At 51.3% G+C, this 12,710-nt stretch carries 15 protein-coding genes; 14 read left to right on the forward strand and 1 reads right to left on the reverse strand.

Features of this window, described 5'->3' with window-relative positions; all coding sequences use genetic code 11:
- Positions 1–31 precede the first annotated feature (31 nt).
- Positions 32–1,549, forward strand: a complete 1,518-nt coding sequence (locus tag WIH05_RS03720) for a polysaccharide biosynthesis C-terminal domain-containing protein (protein WP_337424992.1) — start codon at positions 32–34, stop codon at positions 1,547–1,549.
- Between the two features lie 127 nt (positions 1,550–1,676).
- Here WIH05_RS03720 and WIH05_RS03725 read toward each other — a convergent pair whose 3' ends face one another.
- Positions 1,677–2,489, reverse strand: a complete 813-nt coding sequence (locus WIH05_RS03725) for a hypothetical protein (protein ID WP_337424993.1) — start codon at positions 2,487–2,489, stop codon at positions 1,677–1,679.
- A 420-nt stretch (positions 2,490–2,909) separates the two neighbouring features.
- On the opposite strand from WIH05_RS03725, the gene WIH05_RS03730 reads away from it, so the two are divergent.
- The 13 genes from WIH05_RS03730 to ftsH all read left to right on the forward strand — a co-directional run bounded on the left by WIH05_RS03730 (position 2,910) and on the right by ftsH (position 12,456).
- On the forward strand, positions 2,910–3,365 hold the full coding sequence (locus WIH05_RS03730; RefSeq protein ID WP_158360200.1) for a DIP1984 family protein: 456 nt from the start codon (positions 2,910–2,912) through the stop codon (positions 3,363–3,365).
- 281 nt (positions 3,366–3,646) lie between these two features.
- A complete protein-coding gene (gene spoVT, locus WIH05_RS03735) occupies positions 3,647–4,195 on the forward strand; it encodes a stage V sporulation protein T (RefSeq protein ID WP_337424994.1) in 549 nt (182 codons plus the stop codon).
- Between the two features lie 126 nt (positions 4,196–4,321).
- The gene (locus tag WIH05_RS03740) at positions 4,322–4,705 is read left to right on the forward strand and encodes a MazG nucleotide pyrophosphohydrolase domain-containing protein (RefSeq protein ID WP_337424995.1); all 384 of its coding nucleotides are present in this window, start codon (positions 4,322–4,324) and stop codon (positions 4,703–4,705) included.
- Between the two features lie 132 nt (positions 4,706–4,837).
- Positions 4,838–5,131, forward strand: a complete 294-nt coding sequence (locus WIH05_RS03745) for a hypothetical protein (RefSeq protein ID WP_022273526.1) — start codon at positions 4,838–4,840, stop codon at positions 5,129–5,131.
- Between the two features lie 267 nt (positions 5,132–5,398).
- Positions 5,399–5,674 (forward strand): HU family DNA-binding protein, encoded by a 276-nt coding sequence (locus WIH05_RS03750; RefSeq protein ID WP_022273525.1) that lies wholly within the window; start codon positions 5,399–5,401, stop codon positions 5,672–5,674.
- Positions 5,675–5,677: 3 nt separating this feature from the next.
- Positions 5,678–5,917, forward strand: a complete 240-nt coding sequence (locus tag WIH05_RS03755; RefSeq protein WP_158360203.1) for an RNA-binding S4 domain-containing protein — start codon at positions 5,678–5,680, stop codon at positions 5,915–5,917.
- Between the two features lie 208 nt (positions 5,918–6,125).
- Positions 6,126–6,407, forward strand: a complete 282-nt coding sequence (gene yabP / locus WIH05_RS03760) for a sporulation protein YabP (protein ID WP_022273523.1) — start codon at positions 6,126–6,128, stop codon at positions 6,405–6,407.
- 21 nt (positions 6,408–6,428) lie between these two features.
- Complete coding sequence (gene yabQ, locus WIH05_RS03765; RefSeq protein ID WP_022273522.1) at positions 6,429–6,815, forward strand: spore cortex biosynthesis protein YabQ; 387 nt, start codon at positions 6,429–6,431, stop codon at positions 6,813–6,815.
- Positions 6,787–7,116, forward strand: coding sequence for a septum formation initiator family protein (locus WIH05_RS03770; protein ID WP_337424997.1), 330 nt, complete (start codon positions 6,787–6,789; stop codon positions 7,114–7,116). Before yabQ ends, WIH05_RS03770 begins: the two co-directional genes overlap by 29 nt.
- A gap of 128 nt (positions 7,117–7,244) precedes the next feature.
- On the forward strand, positions 7,245–8,630 hold the full coding sequence (locus WIH05_RS03775) for a SpoIIE family protein phosphatase (protein WP_252207820.1): 1,386 nt from the start codon (positions 7,245–7,247) through the stop codon (positions 8,628–8,630).
- A 72-nt stretch (positions 8,631–8,702) separates the two neighbouring features.
- Positions 8,703–10,112 carry a tRNA lysidine(34) synthetase TilS gene (tilS, locus tag WIH05_RS03780; protein WP_337424998.1) on the forward strand — a complete coding sequence of 470 codons (1,410 nt, stop codon included), beginning with the start codon at positions 8,703–8,705 and terminating at the stop codon, positions 10,110–10,112.
- Complete coding sequence (gene hpt / locus WIH05_RS03785) at positions 10,105–10,632, forward strand: hypoxanthine phosphoribosyltransferase (RefSeq protein WP_022272671.1); 528 nt, start codon at positions 10,105–10,107, stop codon at positions 10,630–10,632. The genes tilS and hpt overlap by 8 nt, the downstream gene beginning before the upstream one ends.
- Before the next feature lie 12 nt (positions 10,633–10,644).
- Positions 10,645–12,456, forward strand: coding sequence for an ATP-dependent zinc metalloprotease FtsH (gene ftsH, locus WIH05_RS03790; RefSeq protein WP_022272672.1), 1,812 nt, complete (start codon positions 10,645–10,647; stop codon positions 12,454–12,456).
- Positions 12,457–12,710: the final 254 nt, after the last annotated feature.

The raw sequence follows: 12,710 nt of genomic DNA on the forward strand, positions 1-12,710 counted from the left end.
TGAGATCTTCACATAAAAGGAGCAAAACAAAATGGGTGAGCTTAGATTTAGACGAGCAAAGTTGAATATAATTATCCCTTTTGCTTGTCAAATAGCAACCATTGTGTGTGGTTTTCTTTTGCCTAGACTTTTGATAAGGCATTATGGATCCGAACCATATGGGGCAACAGCTTCCATTACTCAATTTCTTTCATATATTGCATTATTAGAGGGTGGAATAGGGGGCGTTGCAAGAGCTGCTTTATATAAACCATTGGCAGAAAACAACATAGTACAAATAAGTGCGATATTTCATGAAATAAAAAGATTCTTTAACGTAATCGGCTTTATTTTTCTTGCCTATGTTATTTTTTTGGCATTTAATTTTAATAAAATAGCAGACATAAATTGCTTTGATGAAACCACCACGATATTGTTGGTTTTTTCTATAAGTATTTCATTGTTTGGCCAATATTTCATTGGAATTTCAAATGCAGTATTGATTGAGGCTTCACAAAGACAGTATATATCTAATCTTATTAATGTGAGCACAATGATATTCAATACTATTATGACAATTATATTGGTCTCGCTAAATTGTAGTCTGATTGCGGTGAAGCTAGCAAGCAGTCTGGTTTATTTTGTACGACCTATATTGTTGTCGCTTTATGTTAGACATCATTTTACACTGACAAAAGCAAGGGGGGGCGATAGTGAGGCTTTGAAACAAAAGTGGGATGGATTAGGCCAACACATTGCTTATTTTCTTCATTCCAATACAGATGTGGCGATTATTACAATTTTTAGTAATCTGACACTGGTTGCTGTATATTCCGTTTATAACATGGTTATAAGTGCTGTTCAAAGTTTAACGATTTCTTTTGTTGCAGGCATGGAAGCCTTGTTTGGAGACATGTTAGCGAGAAGAGAATTAAATTTATTACATAAAATGTTTGATTATTATGAAATGCTTATATCATTTACCTCTCTGACCATGTATGGTACTTTAGTTGCCATGATTGTACCATTTGTAAGAGTATATACTTTTAACATAAATGACGCAGATTATATTGCGCCTATATTTTCGTTTATACTGAGTATTTCATCGTTGCTCTATTGCTTAAGAACACCTTATCATGCAATGGTGATAGCAGCTGGCAAGTTCAAAGAAACCAGGATAGCCGCATATGGAGAGGCAGCCATTAATGTAATTCTCTCTATTATACTGGTTAAACAGTTTGGATTGATAGGTATTGCGATAGGAACAGCTGTTGCAGTATTTTTTAGATTGGTTTACTATGTATTCTACTTATCTAGGCAAGTATTCTATAGAAAAGTAGGATGCTTCATTAAAAGAAGTTTAGTAAATACAATCGGTTTTGTAGCCATTTTTATCTTGGCATCCTATGGATTATCTATGTTTACAATAGACACATATGTTCACTGCTTTGCAGCCGCTGTGTTTATTTCGATAATTGCATTTATTGTTGCCTTTATAATTAATTATATGTTTTACAAAAGTGTTTGTGTAGAGTTTATAAATACAGTTTTAAGAAAATATAGAAAGTGAATCTTGTCGGAAGCAGTATTTTTTATGAATACCGTATACATTGTGTATATATTGTAAAAAACAAAATAATAATTCCAATTTTCCAGGGTATGAAAATCGGGGGTGCGGACAAAAGAGAAAGCCTCCTTCATTCACCTCCCATCCCCCGAATCACCCTCTCAATCGTCTCCTCATCCCGCTCCAGCTCATCCGCGATCTGCGATATGGACTTTCCCTTTTGAAGTTTGGTGCGGATGAGGCTTTTTATCTCATCCTCGCGTCCCTCCTTGTGTCCTGCATTGCGCCCTTCTGCGATTCCTTCTTTCCGCGCCTCAGAGGCGATGGCCTTCCGCATCAGCGCCAGTTCACGTTCTTCATCATACTCAAATATACTCACTGCGATCACCTCCGATTGGTTCTTAGAGAGGAAATCCGAAAGGATCCCTTCCCGGATGCATTCTGTGACGGCCCGGTGGACCGCCGCCTGCACCGCCATGGTTTTTGCATGGAGCCGCACCCGTTCCACAAAGAGCATATACTCTTTCAACGTCTGGCAGGTATCCATAAGCTCCTTATTCTTCCCGGGCGCGATCTTTAGGATCTTTACCAGCTGGGGCGCATAAAGGGATTGGTCCCGGGTAAGGGTCTGGTACTCCTTTGCTGCATAGAACAGGTTACGGAGCGGCATGTTGGGATTCCAGGTGGACTGGTGCTCGTAGAGATTCAGCTGGAAATCTACCAGGAAGGCCACATCGTTTTTCATGTTCATGTACACAGCGTTTTCCAGAGTCACTACGGTCAGCTCCTCCGAAGAAGCGTAAGACGTCCCTTTTACTGCGTTGTAAAGGCTTAGGAGCCGGTCCCTGTCCTGGAACAGCAGCCGGAACAGAGTGTCCTTGTAGTCTCGCCGGGCCATGGGGAACTGTGCCGGAGCCTGGGCATGATCGTTCATAGGCTTCATATGTCCTCCTTCCGCAGGAGAACCGGAGATCTCCTGCTTTTCAAATTTTAATAAGGGAAAAGCATAGATCTTCTGAAATGAATAAGAATCTCCAGACGACCGGATTGGCCGGGAAAGTAAGAAATATATGCTTTGTGCCAGTGTAGCATATCTGGAACAGCAGTGCAAGGGTGTATGAGATAAAATCGCCGATTCCCCAATTCTGGCTTCGGCCTTCGCAAGCTTCTTTCGCAATCATCACATTTCCTCTTCCCTACGATAGATTTCCCACTTCCCATGTGCTATACTAAACTATATCAATACGATATTTAGGAAACAAATCCTTCAACCAAACAATTCAACCAAACCACCACGGTATCACACCCCCATCATTGCACCACCACAGTGATACCACACCAAACCAACCGGGAGGGATACACAATGAAGCTGGCAGAGGCGCTGCAGGAGCGGGCGGATTTAAACAGGAATATTGAGCAGCTGAGGAAGAGGCTGAACAGCAATGTGCTGGTACAGGAAGGCGAAAGAACCGCAGAGGAGCCGGAACGGCTGAAGCGGGAGCTGGATGCGTCGGTGGAGCGGCTGGCGTATCTGATCTCCAGGATCAACCTGACCAATTCCCAGACAAAGGTGGATGGCCGGACCTTAACGGAGCTGATCGCAAGAAAGGATGCGCTGATCCTGAAGATCGGCGTATATAAGGACATTGTCTATACAGGAAGCCAGACGTCTTACAGGGCAAGAAATACGGAGATAAAGATCAAGGCGGCCATCTCTGTAACGGACTGGCAGGATGAGATCGACAAAATGGCCAAAGAGCTGAGACTGCTGGACAATAAGCTCCAGGAGAATAACTGGAGCACAGAGCTGATCGAATAAGGCTGGGTCTGGTAGCAGGAACAGGGCGAATGTCGCGCGGCGGCTGCGCAAGCCGTACATGGCACATGTAAGGGCGCATGTCTGGGGTTCGACTCCCTATCTGGATCGTTATGCCCCGATCGCGTACATGTGCATCGTAATTGAGTATGGTTATTACCGGACATTGACTGGGCCTGCGAGGGCGGGAACGGGGAAAATTTCATAGAGCGCATAAAATTCCTCCATTTACAGATACTATTTTCCAGAAACGGATAGTTAAAGCAAATGGAGGAATTTACGTTATGAAAGCTACTGGAATCGTAAGGAGAATCGACGACCTGGGCAGGGTGGTGATCCCCAAGGAGATCCGCCGCACGCTCCGGCTCCGGGAGGGCACGCCTCTGGAGATCTTCACAGACCGGGAAGGGGAGATCATTCTCAAAAAGTACTCGCCGATGATGGAGCTCAATGCTTTTGCCGGACAGTACGCGGACGCCATGGCCCAGGCCACGGGGCTCATGGTCTGCATCACAGACCGGGACCAGGTGATCGCAGCCGCCGGAGGCGCGAAGAAGGAGCTGCTGCAGAAGCCCATCAGCAGACAGCTGGAGCATGTGATCCAGGAGCGGGTCACCGTCCAGGCCGGGAAGGACGACCGGAATTATGTGGAGGTCTCCGCAGAGGATATGGAAGGCGTCACTGCCCAGGTGGTGACGCCGATCATTTGTGAGGGCGATGCCATCGGAGCGGTGGTCATCATGAGCCGGGAGCCCCGGGCAAAGTTTTCTGAGGGCGAGCTGCGTCTGGCAGCCACTGCCGCCGGATTCCTGGGAAGGCAGATGGAAAGCTGACGGCCTGGTCCCCAGGGCTGGGAAATCACCCATGACAAACCATATGGTTTCTGTTATACTGATATCAGGATGCCGGGACAGAAGGTCTTTGCTCCCGGCGGCATTTCAATGGAGCCGGAGGATATCATGTATACATTTGATGATTTAAAGCAGATCCTGGAGAAGCTCCGGGATAAGGAGAACGGCTGTCCCTGGGACAGCGTCCAGACCCATGAGTCCATGAAAAAGTATCTGGTGGAGGAGTGCGGAGAGGTCTTGGAAGCCATCGACAACCAGGATACGGAAAATTTGTGCGAGGAGCTGGGAGACGTGCTGTACCAGATCATGATCCACTGTGAGATCGAAAAGGAGCAGGGAAATTTTACCATTGACGACGTGGTCAATGGGATCTGTGAAAAGATGGTGCACCGTCACCCCAGGCTTTTCGGCGGGGAGATGGAGAAGGACCTGACCTGGGAGGAGATCAAAAGGAGAGAAAAAGAGGCCCGGGCGGCCCGGAAGAACCGGTAAAAGCCCAGCCTGGCCGGGCATTCCCGCATTTTTCCAATCTCTTCTTGTGTTTTCGCCCCATGAAGGCTATAATAAACATACAGGTCCCGGTAAAGCCGGGATCGTATGAACGAATATGGGGAGGAGATTCCAATGAAGATTTATGATTCTGTAAAAAAAGAGGAAGTGGAGATCGCTGATTATAAGGATCTCATTAAGATCATGAAGGACGGCAGACAGGTGGATCTGTACCTGAAAGAGAAGAAGAGCGACGATATGGGGTATCTGACCTGGGACGTAGAGCACTGGTCCAGCGTCAGCGACACCCGCTTTATCCGCTGCTACTCCTTAGAGGGCCGCGTTCTGGGCGATTCCACAGGCCACAATATCTATGATCTGGAGAACGATTTTAAGCCGGAAGAGGCAGAAAAGATCGAGCTCAGCTAAGACTGTGTTTTCCCAGGGCGGCGGCGTAAAAACCGCCGCCCTTTTTTTCGCCGGGACAGGCAGTTTTCCTGGAGGCTCCAGACCCCGGAAAACCGTGATTTTACCTCGTTCTTTTGCGGAAAAACCTTGACAAAGAAAGCAGAAACATATATAAATGTAAGAGTACAAAAAACGGTGGTCCGGCTATGCCGGGCCGCTGTTATAAATTCAAGGACTTCGCCGGAGACGCTCTGGTGATCGTGAGCTAATTTTTAGGAGGAAATTTCAATGAACAAGACAGAATTAATCGCAGCAGTGGCAGAAAAGGCAGAGCTTTCCAAAAAGGATGCAGAAAAGGCAATGAAGGCCTTTACAGACGTTGTAGCAGAAGAATTAGTGAAGGGTGAGAAGATCCAGTTAGTTGGCTTTGGTACCTTTGAGGTATCTGAGAGACCGGAGAGAGAAGGAAGAAATCCGAAAACTGGCGAGGCTATGACCATCGCAGCTTCCAGAACTCCCAAGTTCAAAGCCGGCAAGGCATTAAAGGATCAGGTAAACGCTTAATCCATGAGACTCGATAAATTTCTTAAGGTATCCCGCCTCATCAAGCGGAGGACCGTGGCCAACGAGGCCTGCGACGCCGGACGGGTCATGATCAATGACAAGCCGGCCAAGGCGTCTGCAGCTGTGAAGCAGGGAGATATCATTGAGATCCAGTTTGGAACGAAATCTGTGAAGGTAGAGGTCCTGGACGTCCAGGAAACGGTCCGCAAGGACGACGTGAAGGAGCTTTACCGGTATCTTTGATCTGCCGCAGGGGCGCGGCTTTTGGGGAGCTGTGCAGCCGCGCGGGCAATATGGAACGCAGCTTCGGGAAGACGGCGCCTGGCGTGTGCCGCCTTCTGCGGGCGTTCAGCCGTCAACAGGAAACGTAGCCGCAAAGATATGGCGCGGTTATGAATAAAAGAGAAGACCTCCTAATATACTTATAAAAAGTATGTCAGGAGGTTTTTTTATGGATGAAAAAATGGGACTTTCCCACCAGATCATGCTGTACAACCGGGAAAAAGGGAATCTTACGGGGATCCTGGACGTGATCTCCTTTGATGAAAATACAATCGTGCTGGATACAGACATGGGGCTTCTGACCATCAAAGGAAAAGACCTCCATGTAAGCAGGCTGACTCTGGAAAAGGGGGAGATCGACATCGAGGGACAGGCAGACAGTCTTGTATATTCCTCCAGCGAAAGCTTCAAAAAGACCGGCCAGTCGCTTCTTTCCAGACTGTTTAAGTAGGACGCGGGGAGGGAGATCCTTTTGAGCCTTTACATACAGGACGAGGCGGCCCTGGCGCTCATGAGCTTTTTACTGGGGGCTGTTCTCATGGTCAGCTATGATCTTCTCCGGCTTTTCCGGCTGCTGGTGCCCCACGGCTCATTATGGACAGGTCTGGAGGACATTTTTTACTGGATCTACTGTGCAGTCATGACCTTTTCCTTATTGTTTTGGGAGAACAGCGGCGTGGTCCGGGGGTACGTCATTGGCTGTGTGCTTTTATCTATGACGGCCTACGACAGAATTGTCAGCAGGAATGTATTTGTCCTCTTGAAAAAGGCCGGAAGATGGATTAAAATGAAAATAATACATATCAGAGCCCGGAGAGAAGTGAGGAATTATGAAGCGGAGCCGAAACAGAAGAAATAAAAGAAAACCGAAATACGGACTGGAGAACCGTATGGCCCTGATCGGGATCACCACAGTGGTGTTAAGCCTTGCCGTGGTGGTCAATATCGGCGCGTCCTCCCTTCGGGAAAAGGACCTGGAATACCAGGCCAGGGAGCAGAACCTGGAAAAGCTGGAGGCGGAGGAGATCGCCAGGACCGCCCAGCTCGAGGAGTACCGTGTGTACGTCCAGACCAAGCAGTATGTGGAAAAGGTCGCCAAGGAAAAGCTGGGCCTGGTCAAAAAAGACGAGATTTTGTTTAAGGCAGAGGAATCCAGGTAGATCGTGTCATGGAATTTTTTATGGACTGCCCGGAAAACTGACAAATATTTCCCCCTGATCTGTTTATAATATGGTACGCAGGTTAGGAGGGATTTTTTGTGTTAAAAAGGCGGGCGGTACATAAGGACATGGCGGAGGCCAACGTTTACGCGGCCAGGCGGCTGAAGGATATGGCCCAGTCCCTGGGCGGGCTGGCAAAGACCTTCGGGCGGTGCCGGGAGGAGCCGGGGCTTTCCAGAGAGGACGGCATCGCGGCCCTGGAGGCGGCATCGGCCATGGTATGCGGAGCGTGCGAGTCCTGCGGGATCCAGAGGGAATGCAGGCGGGGCGGAGATGATGAGAATTATTATCTGTATTATCTTCTGCGGACCTTTGAAAAAAAGGGCTGTGTGGAATATGAGGACATGCCCCGGCGGTTTCTGGAGGTATGCCGGAGAAAATCGGATTATCTGGGGCAGCTGAACCGGAACCTGGGGCGGGCCACCATGAACCTGACCTGGAAAAACCGCTTTCTGGAGAGCCGGGCCGCAGTCATGACCCAGTTTGAGGAGCTGGCGGGGATCCTGGAGGAATTTTCCGGCCAGATGGAGCAGGCCCTGGATGTGACCATGACCTGGGAGGGAGAGCTGAAGACGGCCTTACGGAAACGGCGGATCGACGTGGAAGGCCTCCTGGTGCTCCAGTACGGCCAGGGACGGCGGGAGGTGTTCATGACCGCCCGGATGACCAACGGCCGCTGTATGACGGCCAGGGACGCCTCAGAGGCCATTGCAAAGGTCATGAAGGGCAGCTTCAGCGCCGCCCGGGACGGGAAGGCCATCATCACCAGGAATCCGGCCTCCTTCCGGTTCATTGAGGACGGCAGGTACCGGATCCTGTTCGGGTCCTCCAGGGTCCCCAGGGACGGCGAGGAGGTCTCCGGCGACAGCTACACCTTTAAGAGCGGCCTTCCGGGCCAGGCCATTTTAAGCCTGTCCGACGGCATGGGCAGCGGCCAGGCGGCCAGCGAGGACAGCGAGAAGGTCATGGAGCTGACGGAGCAGCTTCTGGGCACGGGCTTTTCAGCCAGGTCGGCCCTGAAGCTGGTGAACACGGTACTTTTATTGACCGGGCAGAACGACCGTCCGGCGACTCTGGACCTCTGCCTGGTGGATCTTTATTCCGGAGTGGCGGAGGCCATGAAGCTGGGAGCCGTGGCCTCTTTTATTATGGGCCGGGACGGTGTGGAGGTGCTGGAGTCGGAGCATGTGCCCGCCGGAGTCATGAATCCGGTGGAGCCGGTGATGATCTCAAAGAAGCTCTGGGACGGGGACCGGATCGTCATGGTCAGCGACGGCATCCTGGACGCCATGCCGGGGGCGGAAAAGGAAGCGGCGTTTACGGATTTCCTTGCCGGTCTGCCGGCGGCCGGGCCTCAGGAAACGGCGGAGATGATCATGGCCTTTGCCCTGTCCTTTGACGGGGAGCCCAGGGACGATATGACTGTGCTGGTGGGCGGTATCTACGGGAGATAGGAGCCGGAAACGGCAGGTCCGGACGCTGGCGGCGGCCTGCCGGTGCAGCGCTGGAAAACAGGAGATGAGAGAGTGACAGGAGAGGCTGTAAAACAGAGAGTAAGGGAATATATGCGGTCCTGGGAGATGACAGAGCCGGGGGACGGGCTCCTGGCCGGGGTGTCGGGAGGCGCCGATTCCGTCTGCCTTCTTTTCCTGCTGGACGAACTGAAAGAGGAGCTGGGGATCCGCCTGGCGGCCTTTCATTTAAACCATGGCCTGCGGGGAGCGGAGGCAGACCGGGATGAGGCCTATGTGAAGGAGATCTGCGGCCGTCTTGGCATCCCTCTGGCAGTGGCTCATGAAAATGTGGCAGAGTATGCGGCGGCCCGGGGGATCTCCGGGGAGGAGGCGGGCCGGATCCTGCGGTATGAGCATATGAAGGAGACGGCAGAGCAGTTTTCCTGCCAGAAGACGGCCACGGCCCACCACCGGGATGACAGTGCGGAAACGGTGCTTTTTAACATGTTCCGGGGGAGCGGCCTTAAAGGGCTTTCCGGGATCCGGCCGGTCCGGGGGGAGGTGATCCGGCCTCTCCTCTGCCTGTCCCGTGCAGAGATCGCCGGATATCTGGAGGAGAGAGGGATCCCCTGGTGCGAGGATTCCACCAATGGGGAAAATGTGTATACAAGAAACAGGATCCGCAACCAGCTTCTGCCCTGGGTGAAGGAAAATATCAACGCCAGGGCTCCGGAGCATATCCTGGCGGCTGCGGAGCTGGCAGCCCAGGCAGACGCGTATTTTGCGGAGCTGGCAGAAAAGCTTCTGGCGGACGCTGGGGACCTGGAGCGGCTGCCGGAGGACGCGGGAGATGTTTCAGAGGCATTGGCAGTGTCCATCCCCACAGAGATCTTCGACCGCCAGCCGCCGGTGGTCCAGGGCTATCTGGTGCGGGCCATGGTATCCCGGGCAGCGGGCAGTCCCAGGGATATTTCCGCAAAGCATGTGGAGGCGGTGCGGGCCCTGACGGGCCCGGGGGGAGGAACGGAGGCGGTCCTTCCATACGGGCTCAGGGCCGTGCGGGGCTATGACCGCCTGGAGGTGGCTCCAGAAAAACGGCTTTTGTCCTGGGCGGCCGGAGAAAGGGCTTTGGAGGCATTTCCCATTAAGACCCGGCTGCTTCCTTATAAAAAAGGAATGGAAATTCCCAAAAACCAGTATACGAAATGGTTTGATTATGATAGAATCAAAGGTGCGTTATCCGTCAGGACCAGGGAAAGCGGTGATTATCTCATGATCGCCGGGGGAAAAAGAAAGCTTTTAAAGCGTTTTTTCATAGATGAAAAGATTCCGGAGGAGAAACGGGCATCCATCCCGCTTCTGGCAGAGGGAAGCCATGTGCTCTGGGTCATGGGATACCGCATCAGTGAATTTTATAAGATCACGGAGAATACCCGTACTATATTGGAAGTTCAAGTTTGCAAAGGAGAAGAAAATGGCTGAAAATGTTCGTATTTTATTGAAGGAAGAAGAGGTTGATAAAAGAATCGCGGAAGTGGCGGCAATGATCAACCGGGACTATGCAGGAAAAGAGGTGCATCTGATCTGCATCTTAAAGGGCGGCGTGTTCTTTACATGCGAGCTGGCCAAGCGGCTGACGGTGCCTGTATCCATGGATTTCATGTCTGTTTCCAGCTATGGCAGCGGCACCGAGTCCTCCGGCGTGGTGCGGATCGTAAAGGATCTGGACGAATCCATTGCGGGAAAGAATGTGCTGATCGTGGAGGATATCATCGATTCTGGCCGGACCCTGGCCTATCTGATCGAGATCTTAAAGCAGAGGAACCCGGAGTCCATTCATCTGTGTACGCTGCTGGATAAGCCGGAGCGCCGTGTGAAAAAGCAGGTGAAGGTGGATTATACCTGCTTTGAGATCCCCGACGAGTTTGTGGTGGGCTTTGGCCTGGATTATGACCAGAAATACCGGAATCTTCCGTATATCGGCGTTGTAGAATTTCAGTAAGGAGGCAGCCAGTTGAAACAGAACCAGCAGTTTCGTGGAATGGGACTGATCCTGCTTGTGATGGCGCTGATCTTTTTTGCGTCCACACTGAGCCAGCAGGGAAACCTGTTCAGCGATGAGATGACATACCAGGAGTTCATGACGTCTGTGGAAAACGGCGCGATCGAGACGGCCCTGATCCGCCAGAACGCCCAGACGCCCACCGGCGTCGTAATGACGATCCTGACAAATGGAGAACGCGGAAAGATCGCCGTGTCTGATGTGATGGAGGTCCAGCAGCTTTTCCGGGAAAAGGGGATCGACTATCTGGTGGATGATGTTCCCAAAGACAATTATCTGATGACCATTATCCTTCCCATCGGTCTTTCCGCTGTGGTGATCATGTTCCTGATGATGTACATGAACGCCCGGATCGGAGGAGGCGGCGGAAACAGCAAGATGATGAACTTTGGAAAAAGCCGGGCAAAAATGAGCCGCACCAATTCGGTGGATTTTTCCAAGGTCGCCGGTCTTGAGGAAGAAAAAGAAGATTTAGAGGAAATTGTGGATTTCCTGAAAAATCCGAAAAAATATACAGATGTGGGAGCCAGGATCCCCAAGGGCGTGATCTTAGTGGGCCCTCCGGGAACTGGTAAGACCCTCTTAGCCAAGGCTGTGGCCGGGGAGGCAGGCGTTCCCTTCTTCTCCATCTCCGGCTCTGACTTTGTGGAGATGTTTGTGGGCGTAGGCGCATCCCGTGTCCGCGATCTGTTTGAGGACGCCAAGAAGAACGCCCCCTGTATCGTGTTCATCGACGAGATCGACGCTGTGGCCAGACGCCGCGGCACCGGTATGGGCGGCGGTCACGACGAGCGGGAGCAGACCTTAAACCAGCTTCTGGTGGAAATGGACGGCTTCGGTGTCAACGAGGGGATCATCGTCATGGCGGCCACCAACCGGGTCGATATCCTGGATCCGGCGATCCTGCGTCCCGGCCGTTTTGACCGGAAGGTGGGTGTTGGAAAGCCCGATATCCGCGGCCGGGAGGAGATCCTTCAGGTCCATGCGGCGGAAAAGCCCCTGGGCGATGACGTGGACTTAAAGCGGGTGGCCCAGACCACCGCAGGCTTTACTGGAGCGGATCTGGAGAACCTGTTAAACGAGGCGGCCATCCTGTCGGCCAAGGGAGGGCGCCGTTTCATCCGCCAGGCGGATATCGATCAGGCCTTTGTAAAGGTAGGGATCGGAGCGGAGAAGAAGAGCAAGGTGATCTCTGAAAAGGAAAAGAAGATCACTGCCTACCATGAGGCGGGCCACGGGATCCTGTTCCACGTGCTGCCGGATGTGGGCCCTGTCCATACCATTTCCATCATCCCTACGGGAATGGGCGCAGCCGGCTATACCATGCCGCTGCCAGAAAAGGATGAGATGTTCAACACAAAAGGAAAGATGCTCCAGAATATCATGGTATCCCTGGGCGGACGGATCGCGGAGGAGCTGATCTTCGGCGATGTGACCACCGGGGCGTCCCAGGATATCAAGCAGGCCACCGCCATTGCCCGGGCCATGGTGACCGAGTACGGTATGTCTGAGAAGGTGGGAATGATCAATTACGGCGGCGATGAGAATGAGGTGTTCATCGGCCGGGATCTGGCCCATGCCAGAAGCTACGGCGAGAGTGTGGCTACGGCCATTGACAGCGAGGTAAAGCGGATCATCGACGAATGCTATGAAAAAGCAAAGAAGATCATCCTGGATCATGAGAATGTGCTTCATAAGTGCTGTGAGCTTCTGCTGGAAAAGGAAAAGATCAGCCAGGACGAGTTTGAGGCGCTTTTTGAATAGGCACACTTAAGAAAATAAAGTAAAACGGCGTTTGTACAAAAGAAACACAGGCAGACGCCGTTTTATTTTATCTAATATAAAATTTGAACAAAACATTGAAGGCCAAAGTAAATACTGCTAATTTTTTTTTTGAAATAAATTCATGTTTGTGCACACTTATACGGAAACGTATGCTATATTACTACTCGTACCCCCCCCAATACATTATATAGTTTTTGCTATACCCCATAAGAGACATAATACCTTTTCCGGAA

Origin of the sequence: Alitiscatomonas sp., from assembly GCF_037242085.1 — a bacterium.
Classification (GTDB): domain Bacteria; phylum Bacillota; class Clostridia; order Lachnospirales; family Lachnospiraceae; genus Alitiscatomonas; species Alitiscatomonas aceti.

Excerpts from the sequence above, each read along its gene's own strand:
- hpt (WP_022272671.1), top strand. The coding sequence starts at position 10,105 with ATGGCTGAAAATGTTCGTATTTTATTGAAGGAAGAAGAGGTTGATAAA.
- WIH05_RS03770 (WP_337424997.1), top strand. The coding sequence starts at position 6,787 with ATGAAGCGGAGCCGAAACAGAAGAAATAAAAGAAAACCGAAATACGGA.
- WIH05_RS03775 (WP_252207820.1), top strand. The coding sequence starts at position 7,245 with ATGGCGGAGGCCAACGTTTACGCGGCCAGGCGGCTGAAGGATATGGCC.
- spoVT (WP_337424994.1), top strand. The coding sequence starts at position 3,647 with ATGAAAGCTACTGGAATCGTAAGGAGAATCGACGACCTGGGCAGGGTG.
- WIH05_RS03720 (WP_337424992.1), top strand. The coding sequence starts at position 32 with ATGGGTGAGCTTAGATTTAGACGAGCAAAGTTGAATATAATTATCCCT.
- WIH05_RS03745 (WP_022273526.1), top strand. The coding sequence starts at position 4,838 with ATGAAGATTTATGATTCTGTAAAAAAAGAGGAAGTGGAGATCGCTGAT.
- WIH05_RS03730 (WP_158360200.1), top strand. The coding sequence starts at position 2,910 with ATGAAGCTGGCAGAGGCGCTGCAGGAGCGGGCGGATTTAAACAGGAAT.
- WIH05_RS03750 (WP_022273525.1), top strand. The coding sequence starts at position 5,399 with ATGAACAAGACAGAATTAATCGCAGCAGTGGCAGAAAAGGCAGAGCTT.
- WIH05_RS03725 (WP_337424993.1), bottom strand. The coding sequence starts at position 2,489 with ATGAAGCCTATGAACGATCATGCCCAGGCTCCGGCACAGTTCCCCATG.
- WIH05_RS03755 (WP_158360203.1), top strand. The coding sequence starts at position 5,678 with ATGAGACTCGATAAATTTCTTAAGGTATCCCGCCTCATCAAGCGGAGG.
- WIH05_RS03740 (WP_337424995.1), top strand. The coding sequence starts at position 4,322 with ATGTATACATTTGATGATTTAAAGCAGATCCTGGAGAAGCTCCGGGAT.
- yabP (WP_022273523.1), top strand. The coding sequence starts at position 6,126 with ATGGATGAAAAAATGGGACTTTCCCACCAGATCATGCTGTACAACCGG.